General features: G+C 65.6%; 15 protein-coding genes. 4 read left to right on the forward strand and 11 right to left on the reverse strand.

Annotated features, from left to right (window positions below; all coding sequences use genetic code 11):
• Window positions 1–6 precede the first annotated feature (6 nt).
• The 6 genes from DOM33_RS04300 to DOM33_RS04325 form a co-directional block, all read right to left on the reverse strand.
• Window positions 7–1,341: an ATP-grasp domain-containing protein gene (locus DOM33_RS04300; RefSeq protein ID WP_110666109.1), complete on the reverse strand. Its 1,335-nt coding sequence runs from the start codon at window positions 1,339–1,341 to the stop codon at window positions 7–9.
• Between the two features lie 223 nt (window positions 1,342–1,564).
• Window positions 1,565–3,262, reverse strand: a complete 1,698-nt coding sequence (nagE, locus tag DOM33_RS04305) for an N-acetylglucosamine-specific PTS transporter subunit IIBC (protein ID WP_110666111.1) — start codon at window positions 3,260–3,262, stop codon at window positions 1,565–1,567.
• 19 nt (window positions 3,263–3,281) lie between these two features.
• Window positions 3,282–5,864, reverse strand: coding sequence for a phosphoenolpyruvate--protein phosphotransferase (gene ptsP, locus DOM33_RS04310; protein WP_110666113.1), 2,583 nt, complete (start codon window positions 5,862–5,864; stop codon window positions 3,282–3,284).
• 63 nt (window positions 5,865–5,927) lie between these two features.
• Entirely contained in the window at window positions 5,928–6,947 is a 1,020-nt protein-coding gene (locus tag DOM33_RS04315) for an SIS domain-containing protein (RefSeq protein ID WP_110666115.1), read from the reverse strand.
• The gene (gene nagA / locus DOM33_RS04320) at window positions 6,947–8,092 is read right to left on the reverse strand and encodes an N-acetylglucosamine-6-phosphate deacetylase (protein ID WP_110666118.1); all 1,146 of its coding nucleotides are present in this window, start codon (window positions 8,090–8,092) and stop codon (window positions 6,947–6,949) included. The genes DOM33_RS04315 and nagA overlap by 1 nt, the downstream gene beginning before the upstream one ends.
• An 85-nt stretch (window positions 8,093–8,177) precedes the next feature.
• On the reverse strand, window positions 8,178–8,906 hold the full coding sequence (locus DOM33_RS04325) for a GntR family transcriptional regulator (protein ID WP_110666120.1): 729 nt from the start codon (window positions 8,904–8,906) through the stop codon (window positions 8,178–8,180).
• 348 nt (window positions 8,907–9,254) lie between these two features.
• Here DOM33_RS04325 and DOM33_RS04330 point away from each other — a divergent pair, with 348 nt between their 5' ends.
• The 4 genes from DOM33_RS04330 (at window position 9,255) to DOM33_RS04345 (ending at window position 14,313) form a co-directional block, all read left to right on the forward strand.
• Window positions 9,255–11,195, forward strand: coding sequence for an exoribonuclease II (locus tag DOM33_RS04330; RefSeq protein WP_110667526.1), 1,941 nt, complete (start codon window positions 9,255–9,257; stop codon window positions 11,193–11,195).
• 199 nt (window positions 11,196–11,394) lie between these two features.
• A complete protein-coding gene (locus DOM33_RS04335) occupies window positions 11,395–12,528 on the forward strand; it encodes an N-acetylglucosaminyl phosphatidylglycerol synthase (RefSeq protein WP_110666122.1) in 1,134 nt (377 codons plus the stop codon).
• Entirely contained in the window at window positions 12,521–13,318 is a 798-nt protein-coding gene (locus DOM33_RS04340) for an N-acetylglucosaminyl phosphatidylglycerol deacetylase (RefSeq protein ID WP_110666124.1), read from the forward strand. The genes DOM33_RS04335 and DOM33_RS04340 overlap by 8 nt, the downstream gene beginning before the upstream one ends.
• Window positions 13,315–14,313 carry a glucosaminyl phosphatidylglycerol flippase gene (locus DOM33_RS04345; RefSeq protein ID WP_110666126.1) on the forward strand — a complete coding sequence of 333 codons (999 nt, stop codon included), beginning with the start codon at window positions 13,315–13,317 and terminating at the stop codon, window positions 14,311–14,313. The genes DOM33_RS04340 and DOM33_RS04345 overlap by 4 nt, the downstream gene beginning before the upstream one ends.
• A 222-nt stretch (window positions 14,314–14,535) precedes the next feature.
• Here DOM33_RS04345 and sucD read toward each other — a convergent pair whose 3' ends face one another.
• From sucD to DOM33_RS04370, 5 genes are all read right to left on the reverse strand, one after another.
• Window positions 14,536–15,408, reverse strand: a complete 873-nt coding sequence (gene sucD / locus DOM33_RS04350) for a succinate--CoA ligase subunit alpha (RefSeq protein ID WP_110666128.1) — start codon at window positions 15,406–15,408, stop codon at window positions 14,536–14,538.
• Window positions 15,408–16,574: an ADP-forming succinate--CoA ligase subunit beta gene (sucC, locus tag DOM33_RS04355; protein ID WP_110666130.1), complete on the reverse strand. Its 1,167-nt coding sequence runs from the start codon at window positions 16,572–16,574 to the stop codon at window positions 15,408–15,410. Before sucC ends, sucD begins: the two co-directional genes overlap by 1 nt.
• A gap of 112 nt (window positions 16,575–16,686) precedes the next feature.
• Window positions 16,687–18,138 carry a dihydrolipoyl dehydrogenase gene (gene lpdA, locus DOM33_RS04360; RefSeq protein WP_110666132.1) on the reverse strand — a complete coding sequence of 484 codons (1,452 nt, stop codon included), beginning with the start codon at window positions 18,136–18,138 and terminating at the stop codon, window positions 16,687–16,689.
• Between the two features lie 80 nt (window positions 18,139–18,218).
• Window positions 18,219–19,823, reverse strand: coding sequence for a 2-oxoglutarate dehydrogenase complex dihydrolipoyllysine-residue succinyltransferase (odhB, locus tag DOM33_RS04365; protein WP_110666134.1), 1,605 nt, complete (start codon window positions 19,821–19,823; stop codon window positions 18,219–18,221).
• A 47-nt stretch (window positions 19,824–19,870) separates the two neighbouring features.
• Window positions 19,871–22,702, reverse strand: a complete 2,832-nt coding sequence (locus tag DOM33_RS04370) for a 2-oxoglutarate dehydrogenase E1 component (protein ID WP_110666136.1) — start codon at window positions 22,700–22,702, stop codon at window positions 19,871–19,873.
• Window positions 22,703–22,733: the final 31 nt, after the last annotated feature.

Genomic DNA, 22,733 nt, shown 5'->3' on the forward strand with positions numbered 1-22,733 from the left:
GAGCCCTCAGCTCGTCACATCGGTGAACTCGAAATGAAGCCGGTCGGCGAGACGTCGGTAGTTCGCCGCCAGCGTTTCGCTGTCTGCCGCCCCCATCCAGACGTAGGCCAGCGCATAGCTGTAGCTGTCCTGCTCGGGCAGCGAGGAGAGGCGCTGCCCGGCAGTGACCTGCAGATCGATGACGGTGCCGGGAAAGTCTTGGCAAAGCGCTGCCAGCGCCTCTTCGCTCGGCACCTGGCTGACCACGGCATCGCCGAAGAACACGCGGTAGAAGAACTTGCCGGCCACGGGGAATTCGCCCTCGCGGTGCGGCATGTCGGGCGATCGACCGAGCGCGAGATCGACGGTCACCTGCTGGTGGCTGACGCCGTCGACCTTCTCGAAAATGTCGCAGTGGGACTGAGAGATACGCGTGTTGATTTCGAGCAGCCAGATCCGGTTCTGCACTTCATCCCAGAAGAATTCGACGTTGAAGGCGGCGTTGTCGAAGCCGATGTGCTCGAGAACGGTGACGGTCAGCTCGCGCATTTTTGCCTGGATCGGCTCGGGCAGCGTCGAGGGGTAGTGGTAGCAGAGGAAGCTGAGCACGTGGGGATAGCGCAGCGAGTCGACGATACCGTAGGGCTCGACTCGCCCCTCGTGAACGTAGCCCTCCACCGTGCACTGCCAGCCGCCGATGATCTCCTCGGCCATGCAGAACCCCCCGTCCACCGCTCGCACTTCGTCGGGGACGTCGGCCTGATCGAGGATGAAATTGAACGGCGCCGAGATCGAGCCGATCTGCTCGCGTAGCTGCGCGATGGCGGAGGTGAAGTCCTCGGGCTGATCGATACGGAACCCGAGCCGCGACCCCGACGACTTGATCGGCTTGATGAAGAACGGGAAGTAGAGCCCGGCACTACCGATCGTTGCCAGCGCGTCATCGTCGAACGGGTCGAAGGCGGTGAAACGCGGGATGTAGTTGCCGATCACCTCACGCTGGAGCAGCCGGCTCCAGTACTTGTGCTCGCACTTGAGCAGGCTCTCGAGGCTCGTGGTGCGGGTATGGAAGCGCTCGCAGAGTAGCGGCAGCATGGTGGAGACGGGAAAATCCATGTAGCCGACGATGGCATCGATACGCTCATCGAACGCCTCGAGCGTGGCGCCGGCGCGCTCGACCATCTCCTCGATGGGAAAGATCTCGGTGTCGTACACCTCGGCGGGGTCGATGACGCCGAGAAAATGGCACTGCTCGGCACCTCTCAGCCGAGCCAGACGAGCCCGATTGAAATCGTTGAGCCCCACGACGAAAACGTTGCGCTTGCCGTCGCGCGCATCGGAACTAACGTTTGCACTCTTCATCGTTATTACCCTTTTTCTTAGAAAAAGCGGGTCGAGACAGCCAACCTCCTTCCATTCGACTTCGGTTTCAGCTTAGCGACGTTTTGCCGGCAGGCGCACGCCATTGGACTATTGCCGCAGACCACGGCTTCTCCGCGTGCGGCGAGATGAAGACCGCCCGCACTGAGGCGGGCGGTCTGGAGCACCGGCATCGTGCGGGTCTCGGGCAAGATCGCTCAAGACGTCACGCGCCGGGAGCGGGGGCCGCCAACGACTCGGCGATCGCCACCGCCTGACGCCCGACCACCAGATGGATCAGGCCGCCCTCGAGGCGCTGAATGCCGAGCGTGCCCAGTGACTCGAGCGCCCTCTCGTCGAGGTGGGACGCATCGGCGAGCGTCAGACGCAGCCGCGTGGTCGCGACGGCCGAGAGCTCACGCAAGTTGTCGCGACCGCCCAAGGCCGCGAGCCAGGCCTCACGGGAGGCGTCGTCGAGCCTTGCATGGGCCAGGCCTTCGTCGCTTGCCGGCGTCGGTGCCGTCTTCAACGTCTGGCCGTGCTCGCGCACGCTGACGCGAATCTCGTCGGCCACGCCATCGGCGATGGGACCGAGTATCACCTGCAGTCCGCCGCCGCGCAGATGCAGCACGCCGCGGGCGCCGAGCGCCTTGAGTGCCGGCTCGTCGATGCGTTCGTCATCCTCGAGCACCAGCCGCAGCCGGGTAGTACAGGCACCCACGCTGATGAGATTGCCCGCGCCGCCGAGCGCGGTCACGAAGGCGCCACCGCGAGCATCGCCCTCGGCGTTCGGCGTCGCGACACTGCCTGCCGTTTCCGGCTCCCGCCCCGGTGTCGGCAGATCGAAGCGCAGAATCGCCCAGCGAAAGACGACGTAGTAGAGCGCGAAATAGACCAGCCCTACGGGAATCATCAGCCAGCCATTGGTCGAGAGCCCGTAGGAGAGCGCGTAGTCGAACGCGCCGGCGGAGAAGGTGAAGCCAAGCTTGACGTCGAGCAGGTTCATCACCGCCATCGACACCCCGGTGAGCACCGCGTGCAGCGCATAGAGGGCCGGCGCCAGGAACATGAAGGAGAACTCGATCGGCTCCGTCACCCCGGTCAGGAACGCCGTCAGTGCCAGCGACAGCAGTAGCCCGCCGACCTGCGCCCGGCGCGACTTCGCTGCCGTGTGGTACATCGCCAGCGCCGCCGCCGGCAGACCGAACATCATCACCGGGAAGAAGCCCGCCATGAAACTGCCCGCGCTGGGGTCGCCAGCAAAGAAGCGGTTGAGATCGCCGGTGGCGCCCTCGAAGGTGCCGAAGATGAACCAGATGAAGCTGTTGAGCACGTGGTGCAGGCCGGTGACGATCAGCACGCGGTTGAGCACGCCGTAGACGAAGAGCCCCAGATTGCCGGCATCGATCAGCCACTGCCCGAGCTGGTCGATACCGTGCTGGATCGGCGGCCAGATGATGCCGAAGAGCCCGCCGAGCGCCACCGCCGCCAAGCCGGTTGCGATGGGAATGAAGCGCCGCCCGCCGAAGAACGCCAGATAGTCCGGCAGCTTGATCGCCTTGTAGCGGTTGTAGAGCAGCCCCGCCACGCTGCCGATGATGATGCCGGAGAGCACCCCCATGTTGATCTCGGGGTTGAGCGTCTCCAGCACGCCGTTGAGGACCAGATAGCCGACGACGCCTGCCATGCCCGCGGCACCGTTGTCGTCGTCGGCGAAGCCCACCGCGACACCGATGGCGAAGATCAGCGCCAGGTTGGCAAAGATCGCGTTGCCGGCGTTGGCGATGAAGGCGATGTCCAGCAGGTCGGGCTGGCCGAGTCGCAGCAGCAGCCCCGCCACCGGCAGCACCGCGATCGGCAGCATCAGCGAGCGTCCGAGCTTTTGCAGCCCGCCCATCAGTCGGGAACCGAAGGTCTTGATCATGGATAACTCCGAATTCTTGTTATGGAGTGGCAGTCGATTGTGACGCCAGCGCGGCCAGCGTCGCGCGCACGCCTGCGGCATCGTCGCGTGCCATCAGCGACGGCAGTGCCTCACGCACGCCGGCGACGTCGAGCTTGCGCAGCTCGGCCTTTACGCCGGCAACGCGGGCGGGTTCCACCGACAGCTCGTCGACGCCCAGCGCGACCAGCACGGCAGCGGCGAGAGGATCCCCCGCCGCCGCGCCGCAGACGCCGACCGGGCACTGCCCCGCCGCCCCCTGCACGCAGAGCTCGATCAGCTTCAACACGCCGGGATGCAGAACGTCGCAGCGCGCCGCCAGCGCCGTCGCCTCTCGGTCCATCGCCAGCGCGTACTGGGTGAGATCGTTGGTGCCGATGGAGAGAAAGTCCGCCTCGCGGGCGAGGCTCGCCGCACCGAGCGCCGCGCTCGGCACCTCCACCATCGCCCCCAGCAGCGGCAGCTGGGTGATGCCCAGCCGCTCGGCACGCTCGCGCAGGCGCTCGCGGACGAAACGCAGCTCGGTGGCGTCGCTCACCATCGGCACCATCAGCCGCAGTGCCGGCACGCCCTCGGCGTTGCGGGCGCCCGCCTCGGCGGCTTCAAGCAGCGCGTCGAGCTGAGTCTCGAAGAGCGCGGGTAATGTGTGCCAGAGCCTGACGCCGCGCTCGCCGAGCGCCGGATTGGGTACCGACGGCAAGGTCACGTAGCCGAGCTGCTTGTCGGCACCGATATCCAGCAGCCGCACGGTGACCGGGCGACCGCCGAAGGCCTCGACGGTGGCCGCGTACACCTCGCGCTGCGCTTGCTGGCTCGGCGCCTCGTCGCCGGCGAGAAACAGAAACTCGCTGCGCATCAGCCCCACGCCCTCGGCGCCGGCTTCGGCGGCGGTGACGGCCTCGGCGGCCGAGCCGACGTTGGCGAGCACGTGAACGTGGCGACCGTCTTGCGTGATCGCCGGGGCATCGGCGTTCTCCCGCGCCTCGCGCTCGGTCTGCTCCCGCCGCGTGCGCTCGGCGCGAAAGGCCGCCAGGCGCTCGGCGTCCGGGGTGAATTCCAGCGTCGCGCGGTCGGCATCGAGACACACCTCGCCGGCCTCGAGGGTCATCAGCGACTCGCCCAGCGCCACCACGCAGGGTACGCCGCGGGCCCGGGCCAGAATCGCCACGTGGGAGGTGGTTCCGCCTGCGGCCAGACAGAGCCCGGCGATGCGCTCGGCAACGGCGACGAACTCGGAGGGCGTCAGTTCACGGGCGACCAGGATCGCCCCGACCACATCCTCATCCACGGCCTCGCCGTCGACGGACAGCGCCTGCATGACCTGACGCTGCAGATCGCGCAGATCCGAGGCGCGGGCCGCCAGCACGGCGCTTTTCGAGGCCTCGAGTCGCGTGATCTCGCTCTCGAGCGCCTCGAACCAGGCCCGCCCGGCACTGCGTCCGGCATCGATACGCGCCTCGGCGGCGATTTTCAGCTCAGGATCGTCCAGCCACGCCCGGTGCGCCTCGAATATCTCCGCCTCGGCGCTCTGCTGGCGCACCCGGGCGCGGCGCTGCGACTGGTCCAGCGCCTCCGCGACTTGCAGAAGCGCGGCCTCCAGCGCCCGACGCTCCTCGGCGCCGTCGTCGGCGTCCCTAGCGACCGTCGGCAACGCGCGTTGGAAATGACGCAGCCGCCCCACTGCCAGCCCCGGACTCGCCGGCAGGCCACTGAGCGTACCGGGCGCCGTTTGCCGTACCGTCTCGTTCTGGTGATCGCTTCCCCTGCCATCCGTCGACGGCCGGGCCGCCTCGCCGGGCTCCGCGCGCTCGAGCAGCTCGACTGCCGCCTCGGCGGCGGCCTCGGCCCGCGCGCCCCGGACGACCACACTGACACGATCGTGCTGTACCAGACCGAGCCCGAGCAGCCCGCTGAGACTGGCGACGCTGGCTTCGCGCTCGCCGTGTGACAGCGTCATCTCCACCGCGAACTCGGCCGCCAGCGCTCGCAGTCTCGCCGCGGGGCGGGCATGCAGACCGCTGCTCGCCGCCACCCTCGCCTCCCGGGTCGACGCATCAGCGGCGGCGGGAGCCGTCGTGTCTGCGTCGACCGAGGGGGACGCCTCGCTGGCATCGGCGGCGAGCGTCACCGCCAGCAGCTCGGCACCGAGTTCGACGATCGTGCCCGGCGCTGCGCGCCACTCGATCTGGCGACCGTCGGCGTTGGTCAGCACCAGCGGGGTGATCAACGCGGTGGCGTCCTGGGCCAGACGGTCCACATCGAAACGGCACAGCGCCTGCCCGGCCGCGACGCGATCGCCCTCCGTCACCCTCATCTCGAAGCCCTTGCCATTGAGATCGACGGTATCCAGGCCGATGTGCATCAGCCACTCGCTGCCGTCAGTGCCGCGAAGGGTCAGCGCATGATGGGTGCGCGCACAGTGGACGATCTCCCCCTCGCAGGGGGCGTGAAGGGTGTCATCGAGCGGATCGATGGCGATGCCGGGGCCCATGGCAGCGCCGGCGAAGACGGGGTCCGGGACTTCGTCGAGCGGGACGACGACGCCCCGCATCGGGGCGAGCAGTGTCTGTGTTGAAGCTTGCATGCAAAGACTCTCGTTCGAACCGGGTGGATGGCTGACCGCCGGGCGGTCAGCGCCCTGGGATGGTCAAAGGGTACGCGTCACCTTCTTGAGGTGCGGCGGCCGGTCGGGGTCGCCACCCCGCGCCACGGCGAGCGCCGCCGCCATCGGGTAGAAGCTCTGGATCGTCGACAGCGGCTGGAGGTCGTCGTGACCGGCATCGACCAGATCGAGCTGACGCGAAGCGACGCCGTCATCCGCCGCCAGCAGCACCCGAGCCCCAACGCTTTCGAGCCAGGCGGCCAGTTCGAGCAGTCCCGCCTGCTCCGGCCCGGGGGGCGCGAACACCAGCACGGGATAGCCCGAACCGACCAGCGCCATCGGTCCGTGACGCACTTCGGCGGCGCTGAACGCCTCGGCCTGAATGCCACAGGTCTCCTTGAACTTGAGCGCCGCCTCCTGGGCGATCCCCAGCCCGACGCCGCGGCCGATCACCATCATGCGGTCCACGCCCTGCAGGGCCTCGATCGCCGGCTGCCAGCTGAACGCGGCCGCTCGCTCGAGACGCTCGGGGAGTCGCTCGAGGGCGGCGAGCAGCTCACCATCGGCTTGCCAGGCGCCGACGAGATGCGCGCCGGCGGCGAGCGTGGCCAGATAGCTCTTGGTCGCCGCGACGCTCTTCTCGGCGCCGGCGTGCAGCAGCAGCGTCTCGTCGCTGGCCTCGCCGAGCGGCGAGTCGGGCGTATTGACCAGCGCCAGCGTGCGCGCGCCGCCGTCGGCGAGCGCCCGCTGGGCGGCGAGCAGATCCGGGCTCGCGCCGGACTGAGAGATGGCCACTGCCAGCTGACCCCGAACCCGCCACGGTGCCGGCGAGACGGTCCCCAGCGACGGCGGGATCGATGCCACCGGCAGTCCCAGGCGCTTCATCCCGAGATAGCCGAAGTAGGCCGCAGCGTGGTCCGAGCTACCCCGGGCCACGGTGAGCGCACCGCGGGGGTCGGCTTCGCGTAGACGATGGCCGATCTCGACGACGCGCTCGGCGTTGGCGGACCACTGGCGGGCAAGCTGAGCCGGGGCGCTCTGCGCCTCCTGCAACATGAGTGACATCAGACCGACTCCTCAGAGGTGGGTAATGGGGTTGCGTGATCGCCGGCGACGGAGTCGAGCCGTTCGCCGCCGACATAGACCGCCTCGAGCTCGAGCGCCGGCGAGAAAACCGCGATATCCGCGTGGGCACCGGGGGCCAGCCGGCCGACGTCGGTCTCCCCCAGAAACTCGGCGGGAAATCGGGAGAGCCGATCCGAGGCCTCGGCGAGATCGAGGCCGATCTCGACGAAATTGCGCAGGGCCTGATCCATGGTCAGCGTACTGCCGGCCAGAGTGCCGTCGGCGAGGCGGACGCCACCGAGACACTTGACGACGTGCTGCTCGCCGAGACGATAGTCGCCGTCCGGCATGCCCGCCGCCGAGGTGGAGTCGGTCACCGCATAGAGCCGCGGAATGCTCCGCAGCGCCGCACGGATGGCCCCCGGGTGGACGTGAAGCAGATCCGGGATGATCTCGGCATATTCGGCGTGGGCCAGCGCCGCCCCTACCACGCCCGGCTCGCGGTGATGCAGCCCGGTCATGGCGTTGAACAGATGGGTGAAACCGCTGGCGCCGTGGCCGAGGGCCGCGACCCCCTCCTCGTAGCTGGCGAGCGTATGCCCGAGCTGCACACGCACGCCGCGATCGGCGAGATGGCGGATCAGCGCGGCGTGACCCTGCAGCTCCGGGGCGAGCGTGACCAGCCGGATCGGCGCCAGCGCGAGCAGCGCCTCCATCGCCTCGATCGTGCCCGGCCGGGCGTGGGGCGGCTGGGCGCCGAGCTTGTCCGGGTTGAGGTAGGGCCCCTCCAGATGCACGCCGAGCACGCGTGCGCCCTGGTCGGGGCCAGCGCTCACTACCTGCGCCGTCTCGGCAAGAACGCGGCGGATGTCGTCGAGCGGCGCGGTCATGGTGGTCACCAGCAGGCTGGTGGTGCCGAAGCGCGCGTGGGTTCGCGCCAGCGTCGTCGCGGCGTCGCCCCCCTCCATCGCGTCCGCCCCGCCGCCGCCGTGAACGTGCAGATCGACGAAGCCCGGCAGGATGCGTGGATAGGCATTGGTCTTGGGGTCCACGGCCTCGCCGTCGATGACGCTGATCCGCCCCGCCTGCCAGTTCAGGCTGCCGAGTCGCCAGCCGTCGGGGGTGAGTATGTTGCCGTAGAGCATGGGCGTTCCTGTCTCGAATGACGGTCTTGAATGGCAGTGTTGAATGGCGATCTAGCGCGACCGTCGGCGACGCTCGCACAGGGCATCATGGGGTCAGCACTACCTGGAAGTCGTAATAGTCGGTGCGGCAGTAGGTCACCGTCAGCTCCGCCGGGCGGCCGTCGGCGAGGTAGCCGACGCGGGTCATCATGAGTAGCGCCTGCCCGGCCTCGACCTCGGCGAGCCGGGCGAGCGCCGGCGTGGCGTTGATCGCGGAGACGTGCTGGCGCGCTCTGACGATCGGCGTACCCAGCGCGGCAAGCGTCGCATAGAGCGAGTGCGTCACCGACTGTGGCTCGGCGAGCACGCTGGATGGCAGGCAGCTCTCCTCCATTGCGACCACGACGTCGTCGGCCAGGCGCAGGCGCTTGAGTCGGCAGACCGTCGCCCCGGCGGTAAGATCGAGCCGGTCCCGCTCATCCGAACTCGCCGAGCCTGTCTCACGGCCCAGCCAGCGGGAGCTGGGCCGGTGGCCGCGTTGAATCAGCAGTTCCGTGAAGCTGGTCAGCCGTGACAGCGAAGGATCGACGCGGGGCGCGACGAAAGTGCCCGAGCCGCGCGCGCGTCGTGCCTGCCCTCGCGCGACCAATCGGTCCAGCGCCTTGCGCGCGGTAATGCGCGATACGCCCAGCCGTTCGGCGAGGGCGCGCTCGGAGGGCAGCGCCTGGCCCGTTCGCCACTGCCCGCTGTCGATCGCCTCGACGAGGCGCTCGGCCAGCTGCAGATAGAGCGGCGTGGCGTGACTCGGGTCGAGGGGAAGTTCGAAAGCGTTCATGACGATAGTGGGCTCTCAGCAGTAAACCGGTGGATCGAGGGCAACGACCGACAGCCACCAACATAACCACTTGCATACCAATTTCCCAGTTGCCGTCGCTGACCCTTCGTTCTATTCGCCTGGCTTCGTTCGGTGCTCTCCCTTGCGCCGTGCCTCTCATCCGATGGGTGGCGTGTCGTCATGCACTTTCTCGTTCACGGCGTTCGCGCTTCACGCGCCGGTCGCGTGCGTCGGCGCCCCCTGACCCTCGCAGGCCCGCGCGCCTTTCACTGGCGGAAGGACGGTCATTGGCGTGGCCCTGACGGAATCCGTATAGTGGCGCTCTCGTCCACCGACCGATTCGATCCGATGCTGCAGAACAACGATCTTCTGGCTCAGCTCAAACAAGAGATTCGTGCCAACACGCCCCGCGTTCAGGGCACCATCAAGGCCACAGAGAAGGGTTTCGGCTTTCTCGAGTCCGAAGATGGCAGCTCTTACTTCATTCCACCGCCCGCAATGAAGCGCGTTCTTCACGGCGATCGTATCGAAGCGACGATCAAGGAGGACGGCGACAAGAAACAGGCCGAACCCGAGACGCTGCTCGAAGCCTCGCTCGAACGCTTCGTCGCCCGGGTTCAGAAACGCGAAGGCCGCCTCGCCGTCGTGCCCGACCATCCGTCGATCAACCTGGCGCTCAAGGCGCGACTCAAGCGCTCGCTCGAGGAAGACGCCATTGCCGACGGCGACTGGGTGGTGGCGCGTCTGATCCGCCACCCGCTGCGCCCGGACGATCGCGGTTTCTTCGCTCAGATCGACGAGTTGGTGGTCAAGAGCGACGACCCGGCAGTGCCGTGGCGCGTCACCCTCGCTCGTCACGCACTCGAGCAGGAGTGCCCGCCCGCTGCGGAGTCCTGGCCGCTGGCCGACGAAGGCCTGACTCGCGAAGACCTGACCCATGAGCCCTTCTTCACCATCGACGGTGAGAAGACGCGGGACATGGACGATGCTCTGCGCATCGAAGCCGCCGACGATGGCTGGATGCTGACGGTAGCGATCGCCGACCCGACGGCCTACGTCGACGAGTCGCACCCGGCGGATCTGGAAGCGCGCACCCGCGCCTTCACCGTCTATCTGCCGGGACAGAACATCACCATGCTGCCGGAAGCGCTGGCCGATGATCTCTGCTCGCTGAAGCCGGACGTCGAGCGCCCGGTGCTGGCCTGTCGGCTGCACGTTCACGCCGACGGCTCGCTGGGCGAGTATCGTTTCTTTGCCGCCAACATCCGCTCCCAATCCCGGCTGGTCTACGACGCTGTCTCCGACTGGCTGGAAGACGCCTCCGGCGCCGCCGCGCCCGCCGAGCCGATCGCCGAGCAGCTCAAGACACTGGAAGCGCTCACCCAGGCGCGCGCCGCCTGGCGCGAGGCGAACACCCTGGTGTTCAAGGATCGTCCCGACTACGTCTTCGATCTCGACGACGCCGGCAACGTGCTGGCGATCCGCACCGAAGAGCGTCGCATCGCCCAGCGCATGATCGAGGAGTCGATGATCGTCGCCAACGCCTGCTGCGCGGATCTGCTCGCAAGCGAGGTCGGTCACGGCATCTTCAACGTCCATTACGCTTTCGAGCCGGAGAAGATCGATCAGGCGATGGAGTTTCTTGCCGGTCAGGACATCGAGGTGGAGCGCGAACAGCTCTCGGAGCTGCCCCGCTACCGCGAGTTTCGCCGGGCGCTGGATGCGCGTGAGGATGCCTGGCTCGACGTGCGTCTACGCCGCTTCCAGGGCTATACCAACATGTCGGCCAAGCCCGGCCCGCACTTCGGCCTGGGGCTCCCCGCGTACGCCACCTGGACCTCGCCGATCCGCAAGTACGGCGACATGGTCAACCACCGCTTGATCAAGCGCGTGCTCAAGTCCGAGACCGCGCCGGAAGAAGCGAGCCAGAAGCTCACCGAGCAGTTGACCGAACGCCGACGACTCAACCGCTTGGCCGAGCGCGACGTGAAGGATTGGCTCTACGTGCGCTACCTCGGCGCCTCCCTCGATGACGGCACGGTTTTCGATGCCGAGATCATGGACATTCGCCGCGGCGGGATGCGCGTACGCCTGACCGCCAACGGCGCCACGGCTTTCGTCCCCGCGCCGCTGATCCACAGCGACCGCAATCAGGTCGTCATCGACGACAAAGAGGGACGCATCCAGATTGCCGACGAGCCCCGCTACAAGCTCGGCGACGCCATTCGGGTGAAGCTGGTGGAAGCGCGGGAAGCCACGCGTTCACTGGTCGCCACGCCTGCCGATTGAAGAGCCCTTGGCCGCCGCTCTCGTCTCGAGCGGCGGCTACCACCATGGTGTGAACACCCCGTGACAGTGACGCGATATACTCCTCGACCTATACGGCGCGGGTATCGCGTGGGTTCGCGGTCATCCGACACGCTGACGCTCTGCACCATTTTCGGAATGCGCCGTATCGACAGGGACGGTTTCTAAGAGGAGCGGCTCGTTGCATATTGCCGACGTTACGATGTTCTATGCCCCCGCTAGCGGCGGGGTCCGCACTTATCTCGACGCCAAGCATCGGCGTCTGGCCAACCGGCCCGGTACGACCTGTAGCCTGTTGATTCCCGGGCCACAGCCCTTCACCGACGAAGGCATCTACCAGGTTCCCTCCCCACCCCTGCCGTTCAGCCAGGGCTACCGCTTTCCCCTGCGAAAACGTGGTTGGGAGCGTGAACTCGTGCGTCTTGCCCCCGATATCATCGAGGCGGGCGACCCCTACGTGACGGGCTGGGCGGCGCTCGACGCCGGACGCCGACTCGACGTCCCGGTGGTCGGTTTTTACCACTCCGATCTGCCTCGGCTCATCAGCAACCGTGTCGGACTCGGCAGTGACCGGCTGGTGGGCCGCTACGTGCGAAGACTCTATCGCCAGTTCGACCAGGTGCTCGCGCCGAGCCGTGTGATGGCCGAGCGGCTGGCGCGAATCGGCGTCGAGCGCGTTGCCGTGCAGCCGCTGGGGGTCGACCTCGAGAGCTTCCATCCCCGCTACCGGGACCCCGAGCTGCGTACGCGTCTGGGCCTCGACGATGACACCAGGCTGATGATCTTCGTCGGTCGCGGTTCGCGGGAGAAGAACCTGCACGATCTGCTGACGATGGCGCGTCAGCTCGGCAAGGGATACCACCTGCTGCTGGTCGGCCCCAACATGCCGCATCAGGTACCCGATAACGTCAGCGTCATCGATCGTTACACGCCGACCGAAGAAGTGGCGGGCTGGCTCGCCAGCAGCGACGTGCTCGTCCATGCGGGGACGCAGGAGACCTTCGGGCTGGTGGCACTGGAGGCGATGGCCTGCGGCATTCCGGTGGTCGCGGCCCGTGCCGGCGCGCTGACCGAAAACGTTCCGCTCGGCTGCGGGCTGCTCAGCGAGCCACACTCGCCGACGGACATGGCCCGCGCGATTCGCGAGCTTTTCGACAATCACGATGCCGCGAGCACCGGTCGACACGCGCGTCGCTACGTCGAGCGCCATCATGACTGGGACATCGTCATCGACGGGCTGTGCTCGCACTATCGACGCCTGACCCACTCGAGCGTCGGCACCCGGGAAGCACAGCAGGGCCCGCAGCATGGCTGAGCGTCATTTTTCCCTGGTGCTGCACGACATCGCGCCGGAAACGTGGGATGACTATCGCACGTTCGTCGCCGCCGTGGATGCGTTGGGCGCACGCCACGGTCGCCGCATCCCCATCACCTGGCTGGTCGTGCCGGACTTTCACGGGCGGGGTGAGTGCCGCGCCAGCGCTAGGCTACGCCAGGTGCTCGACTCTCGCCTAGCGCTCGATGACGAGCTGGTGCTGCACGGCTATTACCACCGCGACGATGCGCCCGCGCCGCGAACGCCCCGGGAGTTCTACATGCGCCGCCTCTACACGTGGGAGGGCGAGTTCTATGCGCTCGACCGGGCAGCCGCGGGCGATCTGCTCGATCGCGGCATGGCACAGTTCGAGGCGTGCGGCTGGCCGCATGGCGGTTTCGTCGCGCCGGCCTGGCTGATGAGCCAGGGTACCCGCGAGGCGCTGGCCGAGCGGGCCTTTCACTACACCAGCGATCCCAAGCGCCTCTATCGCCTCCCCGATTTCACGGCGATCGATGCCCCGAGCATCGTCTGGAGCGCACGTAGCGCCTGGCGCCGTGGTATGTCACGCGTCGTCAGCACGCTGCAGTATCGCCGCGCCGAATCGGCCCCCCTCATCCGTCTAGCGCTGCATCCGGTCGACATGCGCCATCGCGTGTCTCGCGATTACTGGCTGAATCTGGTCGAGCAGCTGCTCGCAAGCGATCGCCGGCCCATCACCAAACGAGACTGGCTCGATACCGTGGCGCCGACGACCGACACAGTGTCTGGGGGCCGTTCGACGGCATGAAACGCATCCTCTGGTTTCTGGCACTGGGGCTCGTCGCGGCGCTGGCGATACCGCTGCTGGTTGGCGGTCGCGGCATCGTCACCGAGCTTCGAGGCTTTCCTACGTCGCAGCTGATGATCATGCTCGGCATGGTCTTCGTCTGCTGGAACATCAACGCGCTGCGCCTGCGCCTGCTGCTCGCGGGGCGCGCCGGACGGCTATCCCAGACGCGGGCGTTCTCGATCATCATGGCGACCGAGTTCGCGATCTGCGCCACGCCAGGCGGCACCGGCGGGCCACTGACGCTACTGGGCCTGCTGTCGCGGCGAGGCGTGCGCCCGGCGCAGGCCTCGGCGATCTTTGCCGTCGATCAGCTGACCGATCTACTGTTCTTCCTCTCCGGCCTCGTTGGCGTGGCGATCTACGTGTTGATCGAGGCGGTGGATCTCAACCTCGGCTGGCTCGTCGGGCTGCCCACGCTGCTCCTGGTGACGGCTCTGGGGTTGCTCTGGCTGACCCTCACGAACTACGCGCGCGTCATGCAGATCACCGGTCGCTGGCTCGAAAAGCTCAACGTCAAACGCCGCTCGCGTTTTGGCCTGGCCCGACGGCTGCTGCATTTTCGCAACTCCCTGGTCGAAACCCTGCGACTGCCACGCTGGCTTTTGCTGACGGTATTCCTGCTCTGCTGCGCCCACTGGCTGATCCGCTACAGCATTCTGTATCTCGTGGTGCAGGGTCTCGGTCAGCACATCGACTGGGCGTGGACCTTTCTGGTGCAGATGGTCTCGATGGCCGCCGGGCAGCTGAGCTTTCTCCCCGGTGGCGCCGGCGGTGCGGAGCTGACTTCGTCGGCGATGCTGACGCCGCTGATCGGCGCTCAAAGCGCGGCGGCGGCGGTGCTGATCTGGCGCTTCGTCACCTACTACTTCTACCTGCTCGCCGGTTTCCCGATCTTCCTGGCGACGGCGGGACGAACGTTTTTGCGCATGATGAGCAAACGCAGCCAGAACTGAGTGCCGTCAGGATCTCGCCCCCTCTCGCCCCGCCTTTTTAGCAGGCGGCCGAGACGGGCTCATGGTCCCGTCCAATTTCGCAACCGGCCGCCCCTTCCTCAAACGGTTCGCCCTGCTTGCCGTTGAGCTCGAGGCGGCAGCGTCGAAACGACAACGCCCCGCCAGACAGTGTCTGGCGGGGCGTTTTTCGAGGCCTGAGCCTCGCCTCAGCGAGGCTGACGCTTACCAGCCGGTAGCGGCCTTCAGCGCATCGCCGATTTCGGCCAGCGAACGCACGGTCTTGACGCCGGCGTCTTCCAGCGCCTGGAACTTCTCGTCAGCCGTACCCTTGCCACCGGCGATGATCGCGCCTGCGTGGCCCATACGCTTGCCCGGGGGTGCGGTGACACCCGCGATGTAGGAGACCACCGGCTTGGAAACGTTGGCCTTGATGTAGGCTGCCGCTTCTTCTTCGGCGGTACCGCCGATCTCACCGATCATCACGATCGCTTCGGTCTGCGGGTCCTTCTCGAACATCTCGAGGATGTCGATGAAGGTGGATCCCGGGATCGGGTCGCCGCCGATGCCCACGCAGGTGGACTGGCCGAAGCCGTGATCGGTGGTCTGCTTGACCGCTTCATAGGTCAGGGTGCCCGAACGCGAGACGATACCGACGCGGCCCGGCTTGTGGATGTGCCCCGGCATGATGCCGATCTTGGTCTCACCCGGCGTGATGACACCCGGGCAGTTCGGACCGATCAGACGCACACCCAGCTCGTCGCACTTCACCTTGACGTCGAGCATGTCGAGCGTCGGGATGCCTTCAGTGATGCAGACGATCAGCTTGATGCCGGCATTGGCGGCTTCAAGGACGGAATCCTTGCAAAACGCGGCGGGCACGTAGATGACGGACGCTTCGGCACCTGTCTTCTCCACGGCTTCTTTGACGGTGTCGAACACCGGCAGGCCCAGATGCTCCTGGCCACCCTTGCCCGGCGTCACGCCGCCGACCATGTTGGTGCCGTAGGCGATTGCCTGCTCGGAGTGGAAGGTCCCCTGGCCGCCAGTGAAACCCTGGCAGATGACCTTGGTGTTCTTGTCGATCAGGATACTCATTACTTGCCCTCCGCCGCTTTGACGACCTGCTGAGCCGCGTCAGTCAGGCTGGTAGCAGCGATGATGTTCAGTCCGCTGGAGGCCAGCTTGTCGGCGCCCAGCTCGGCGTTGTTACCTTCCAGACGCACCACGACCGGCACGTTGACGCCGACCTGCTCGACGGCACCGATGATGCCCTCGGCGATCATGTCACAGCGCACGATACCGCCGAAGATGTTGACCAGTACGGCTTTGACGTTGGTGTCGGAGAGGATGATCTTGAACGCTTCCGCCACGCGCTCTTTGGTTGCACCGCCACCCACGTCGAGGAAGTTGGCCGGCTTGCCGCCATTGAGGTTGACGATGTCCATGGTACCCATGGCGAGACCGGCACCGTTGACCATGCAGCCGATGTTGCCGTCGAGCGCGACGTAGTTAAGCTCCCACTGCTGGGCGTGCGCTTCACGTTCGTCTTCCTGGGACGGATCACGCATCGCCTGCAGGTCCGGATGGCGATAGAGCGCGTTGGCGTCCAGGTTGATCTTGGCATCCAGGCAGTGCAGGTTGCCGTCTTCCGTGATGACCAGCGGGTTGATCTCGAGCAGCGCCAGATCCTTGTCGTGGAACAGCTTGGAGAGTCCCAGGAAGATCTTGGTGAACTGCTTGACCTGCTCTTTGTTCAAGCCGAGCTTGAACGCCAGCTCGCGGGCCTGATACGGCTGCGCGCCGGTCAGCGGATCGATTTCGGCCTTGAGGATTTTCTCCGGCGTCTCCTCGGCGACCTTTTCGATCTCGACACCGCCCTCGGTGGACGCCATGAAGACGACGCGACGCGTGCCACGATCGACGACGGCGCCGAGATAGAGCTCGGTGGCGATATCGGTGCAGTTCTCGACCAGGATCTTCGCGACCGGCTGGCCCTTATCGTCGGTCTGGAAAGTCACCAGGTTCTTGCCGAGCCACTGCTCAGCGAAGGCCTTGGCTTCTTCCGGGCTCTGGACGAGCTTGACGCCGCCGGCCTTGCCGCGACCACCCGCGTGGACCTGCGCCTTGACGACCCACTTGTCGCCACCGATTTTCTTGCAAGCCTTAGCGGCTTCCTCGGGGGTGTCGACCGCGAAGCCTTTGGAGACCGGAAGACCGTAATCGGCAAACAGCTGTTTGCCCTGATACTCGTGAAGGTTCATCGATTCATGCCATTAGGTTGCATGTGACTCGAATGGCACCCGGCCACTGTGACCCGATGCCCCCGTGTCGCCCGAAGCCGGACGACACCTCAAACAAGAAGCGGAATAACGATTACTTGCGCTTCTTGCGGTTGGCCGCGTGAATCGCGTGGCCGTCGACAGCGAGTGCTGCTTCGTGCACCGCCTCGGAGAGCGTCGGATGCGCAAAGCAGGTCAGCGCGAGGTCCTCGGCGCTAGAGCCGAATTCCATGGCGATGACGCCCTGTGCGATGAGCTCACCGGCGTGCTGACCGATGATATGAATGCCGAGGATGCGGTCGGTTTCGGCGTCCGCGATCACCTTGGCCATCCCTTCAGGCGCATTGTTGGCAAGCGCACGACCGCTGGCCGAGAACGGGAAGCTGCCCGTCTTGACCTCGATGCCCTGCTCTTTCGCCTGCTGTTCGTTGATACCCACCCAGGCAACCTCGGGTGCGGTATAGATCACGCTCGGAATGGCATCGTAGTTCATCTCGGGCTTTTGCCCGGAGATGACGTCGGCAACCATGACACCCTCTTCGGAAGCCTTGTGGGCGAGCATCGGGCCGCGTACCACGTCGCCGATAGCGTAGACGCCGGAAACGTTGGTTCGGCACTGATCATCGACGAAGATGAAGCCGCGCTCATCCATCTTGATGCCGGCGCTGTCGTCGAGCAGGCTATCGGTGTACGGCTTTCGGCCGACGCAGACGATCAGCTTGTCGAAGACCTGCTCCTGCTCGCCGTCACTGTCGGTGTACTTGACCACGATTTCGCGATCGTCGCCTTCGCCCTTGATCTCGGTGCCGGTGACGCGGGCGCCCATCTTGATCTCGAGGCCCTGCTTCTTGAAGAGCTTCTGCGCTTCCTTGGCGACCGCCTGATCGACCACCGGCAGGAAGGTATCCAGCGCTTCGAGCATGGTGACGTCGCTGCCGAGACGGTTCCACACGCTGCCGAGCTCGAGACCGATGATACCCGCACCAATGACGCCGAGACGCTTGGGCGCCTCGGTGAACTCCAGCGCGCCGGCGGAGTCGACGATGATGTCGTCGGTCATCGGCGCCGGCGGAATGTTCACCGGCACGGAGCCGGAAGCCAGGATCACGTTGTCGGCCTCGTAAATTTCGGCCTTGCCGTCCTGCCCGGTGACTTCGACCTTCTTGCCGTCGAGCAGCTTGCCGGTACCTTCCAGCGCCGTGACGCCGTTGGCCTTGAACAGCGCGCTGATACCGCCGGTGTTCTTGGCGATGACGCTGTTCTTGAACTCGAGCATCTTCTCGACGTTAGTTTCGAGGTTACCGACGTCGATGCCGATCTCGGCGTAGTGGTCCCGCGCCTCGACGAACTTGTGGGATGTCTCCAGCAATGCCTTGGAGGGGATGCAGCCCACGTTCAGGCAGGTACCGCCGTGAACGGTCTTGCCTTCCTTGTTGACCCACTTCTCGACGCAGGCGGTCTTGAGGCCCAGCTGAGCGGCGCGAATCGCGGCGACGTAGCCGCCAGGACCCGCACCGATGACGATCACATCGAATTTATCGGCCATGAAAGATTTCCTGTTCGCTTCGTTTGCCGTCCGCCGGGCAAGCCCGGCGAACCGAATGCAAGGTAGTCAGAGGCTGCGACTCAGATGTCGAGCAGCAGGCGCGCCGGGTCTTCCAGCAGCGACTTGATGGCGACGAGGAACTGCACCGCGTCCTTGCCGTCGATCATGCGGTGATCGTAGGACACGGCCAGATACATCATCGGACGAATCTCGACCTTGCCGTTCACCGCCATCGGGCGCTCCTGGATCTTGTGCATACCCAGAATCGCGGTCTGCGGCGGGTTGAGGATCGGCGTCGACATGAGCGAACCGAAGATGCCGCCGTTGGTGATGGTGAAGGTGCCGCCCTGCATGTCCTCGATGCCGAGCTTGCCTTCCTTGCCGCGCTGACCGAAGTCACCGATCGCCTTCTCGACATCGGCCAGCTTCATGCTGTCGGTGTCGCGTAGCACCGGCACGACCAGACCGCGCGGTGTGGAAACCGCCACGCCGATATCCTGATAGCCGTGGTAGACGATGTCGGTGCCATCGATCGAGGCGTTGACGTCCGGGAAGCGCTTGAGCGCCTCCGTTGCCGCCTTGACGAAGAAGCCCATGAAACCGAGCTTGACGTCGTGCGCCTTCTGGAAGGTGTCCTTGTACTGGCTGCGCAACGACATGACCGCGGTCATGTCCACCTCGTTGTAGGTGGTGAGCATCGCCGCAGTCTGCTGCGCCTGAACCAGGCGCTTGGCAATGGTCTGGCGCAGCCGGCTCATCGGTACGCGCTGCTCGGGGCGTTCGCCTTCGATGGCCGGTGTTTTGGTCGCCGCTGCCTTAGGCGTCGTCGCACCGCTCTCGGCGGCCGCCGACTTCTTGGCGGAACCGTCTTTCAGCGCTTTCTGGACGTCTTCCTTCAGGACACGACCGCCCTTACCGGTGCCTTCGATCTTGGCGACGTCGAGATCGTTTTCGGCGGCCAGCTTGCGTGCGGCAGGCGCGAGTATCTTGCCATCGACCTTGGCATCCTGCTCGCCGTCGTCGGCAGCCGAGGCCTGGTCCTGATTATCGGCGGATTCGGCAGACGCACCCTCGGCGCCGCCGGCGGCGCCCTCGGAGAAGGTCGCCAGAACGGCTTCGGACTCGACCACTTCGCCTTCCTGGACCTTGATCTCGCTGAGCGAACCGTCGGCCGGGGCGACGACTTCCAGCACGACCTTGTCGGTTTCGATCTCGGCGAGAATCTCGTCGCGCTTGACCGCTTCACCAACCTTCTTGCTCCAGCTGGCGACGGTGCCTTCCTGCACGGATTCCGGGAAGCTCGGCGCTTTTACCTCGTGCGTCTTGCCGGAGGCCGCCGGCTTGGACTCGGACTTGGCCGGCTCTTCGGACTTCTTGTCCGAGGCACTTTCGCTTTCGCCCTGATCATCGCCGGCCGAAGCGGAGGCTTTCTCCGGCCCGCCTTCGGAGGCGGCCCCGAGAACCCCCAGCACCTGCTCGGATTCGCAGGTATCGCCTTCCTCGATCTTGATGTCGGAGAGAGTACCCGCCTCCGGCGCGACGACTTCGAGCACCACCTTGTCGGTCTCGATCTCGACGATCAGCTCGTCACGTTCGACGCTGTCGCCCACCTTCTTGTGCCATGTGGCAACCGTGCCTTCGGCCACGGATTCCGGAAAACTCGGCGCTTTGATATCAGTAGCCATGTCGTATCCTTAGTCTCTTCTCTTTCGCGGCTTCGCGGCGACTCGCTTCAGGCATTGAAGGCGTCGTCGACCAGCTGGCTCTGTTGTGCCACGTGGACAGACATATAGCCTGCAGCTGGTGCGGCGGATGCCGGACGACCAGCGAACTTGAGGCTGTGGTCCAATCCTTCGCGCACCATGCTCGCCACCAGGCGAAGATGGTGCTGGCTCTGATACCAGGCGCCCTGATTCAGCGGCTCTTCCTGACACCAGACGACCTGTTCCAGATTCGGAAAGGCCTTGAGTGCCTCGTACAGTTCTTCCTTCGGGAAGGGGTAGAGCTGCTCGACGCGGATGATCGCCGTATCGTCGCGCTCGTTCTCGGCGCGATAAGTCGCGAGATCATAGTAGACCTTGCCCGAGCAGAGCACGGCGCGCTTGACCTGACTCGCATCGCGTTCGCCGATGTCGGGGATCACCATCTGGAAGCGGCCATCGGCCAGTTCTTCCATCGTCGACGTCGCATCCTTGTGGCGCAGCAGACTCTTGGGCGACATCACGATCAGCGGCTTGCGCAGCGGTCGAATGACCTGGCGGCGCAACAGATGGAAGATCTGCGCCGGCGTGGTCGGCACGCACACCTGCATGTTGTGCTCGGCACACAGCTGCAAGAAGCGCTCCAAGCGCGCGGAAGAGTGTTCCGGCCCCTGACCTTCGTAGCCGTGCGGCAGCAGTAGCGTGAGGCCGCAAAGACGTGCCCATTTCGACTCGCCCGAGGAGATGAACTGGTCGACCACGACCTGCGCGCCGTTGAAGAAGTCGCCGAACTGCGCTTCCCAGATGATCAGCGAGTTGGGAGCGGTCGTCGCGTAGCCATACTCGAACGCCAGCACGGCTTCTTCGGAGAGGAAAGAGTCGCGAACGGTAAAGTCGGGCTGACCTTCCTTGATGTGCTGTAGCGGCACGTAGGTCGAGCCGTCATTCTGGTTGTGAACGACGGCATGACGGTGGGAGAACGTGCCGCGGCCGGAATCCTGACCGGTGAGACGCACCGGATGATCGCCGTCCACCAAGGTGGCGTAAGCGAGCGTCTCGGCGAAACCCCAGTTCAGCGGTTGGCTACCGGCGAGCATCTTGCGACGCTCCTCGTAGACGCGCGAGACCTGACGCTGAACGTCGATACCGTTGGGAATCTCGCTCATCTTCTGGGCGAGCTGCACCAGATGGTCGCGATCGATGCTGGTATCGGTGTCACCGCTCCATTCGTGACCGAGGTACGGCGTCCAATCGACGAAGAGCCCCGTGTTGGGCTGTTTCACCAGCGCGTTGGCGACATGATTACCCGCCTGCAGATCGTCGCGATACTGCTCGCCCATTCGCTTGGCCTGGTCCTCGTCGAGGAAGCCTTCCTTGATCAGCTGCTCGACGTAGAGCGTGCGCGTCGACTTGTGCGACTTGATCTTGGAGTACATCAGCGGCTGCGTGCCGGAAGGCTCGTCGGCCTCGTTGTGCCCGCGGCGACGGTAGCAGACCAGATCGATGACGACGTCGCGCTTGAACTCACGGCGGTAGTCGACCGCGACGCGCGTGGCATGCAGCACCGCTTCCGGATCGTCGCCGTTGACGTGGAAGATCGGCGCCTGAACCATCTTCGCGATGTCGGTGCAGTATTCGGTGGAGCGTGCGTCGTCGATGCGCGAGGTGGTGAAGCCGACCTGGTTGTTGATCACCACGTGCAGCGTGCCGCCGGTCTTGTAACCGCGGGTCTGCGACATCTGGAAGGTTTCCATCACCACGCCCTGCCCGGCAAAGGCAGCGTCACCGTGAATGACGATCGGCAATACCTGCTGACCATCTTCATCATCACGACGATCCTGCCGCGCGCGCACCGACCCCTCGACCACCGGAGAGACGATCTCAAGGTGTGACGGGTTGAACGCCAGCGCCAGATGTACCTCGCCGCCCGGCGTCATCACGTTGGAGCTGAAGCCCTGATGATACTTGACGTCACCGGAACCGCGCTCGATCTGCTTCTTGCCGTCGAACTCGTCGATGAGTTCCGACGGGCTCTTGCCCAGAATGTTGACCAGCAGGTTGAGACGCCCGCGGTGCGCCATGCCGATCACGACTTCCTTGACGCCATAGCCACCGCTGCGCTGGATGACCTCGTCCATCATCGGGACGAAGGCTTCACCACCCTCAAGACCGAAGCGCTTGGTGCCGGGGTATTTCGACGCCAGGTAGCTCTCGAGTCCTTCGGCGGCCGTCAGCCGCTCGAGCAGATGCTCACGCTCGCTCTGGCTGTAGTTCGGCTTCGAGCGCACCGACTCGAATCGCTGCTGTAGCCAGCGCTTCTCTTCGGTGTTGACGATATGCATGAACTCGCAGCCGATCGACCGGCAGTAGGTCTGACTCAGCGCTTCGACGATCTCCTTGAGCGGCGCCTCGTCCTTGCCGATGAACAGCGAACCGGTCTGGAACACGGTTTCCATATCGGCCTGGGTCAGGTCGTGGAAAGAGAGATCCAGGTCGGGCACCGTATCCGACGGCCGCAGCCCCAGCGGATCGATATCGGCACGCTGATGACCGCGAAATCGATAAGCGTTGATCAGCTGCAGAACCTTGACCTGCTTACGATTCTCGCTGCTGCCGGAAGCGGCGGTGACGGGTGCGCGACGCTCTTGCGCCAGCTGATAGAACTGATCCCGAATGGGACCGAGAGGAACATCTTGAGAGGGAGTACCTTCCAGGCGAGGCAGCTGATCGAAAGCCTCGCGCCACTCGTCGGGAATCGTAGTGGGGTCTTCAAGGTACTGCTCGTAGAGCGCTTCCACGTAATGGGCGTTGCCACCGCTCATGTGGGAAGTGCGCCACATCAACTCCATTATGCCTTCTTGCATCTCTCGTTCACCCTGCACTGATGGGGTGTTG

The sequence above is a fragment of the Salinicola halophilus genome (assembly GCF_003206155.1).
In the GTDB taxonomy this organism is placed as follows: domain Bacteria; phylum Pseudomonadota; class Gammaproteobacteria; order Pseudomonadales; family Halomonadaceae; genus Salinicola; species Salinicola halophilus.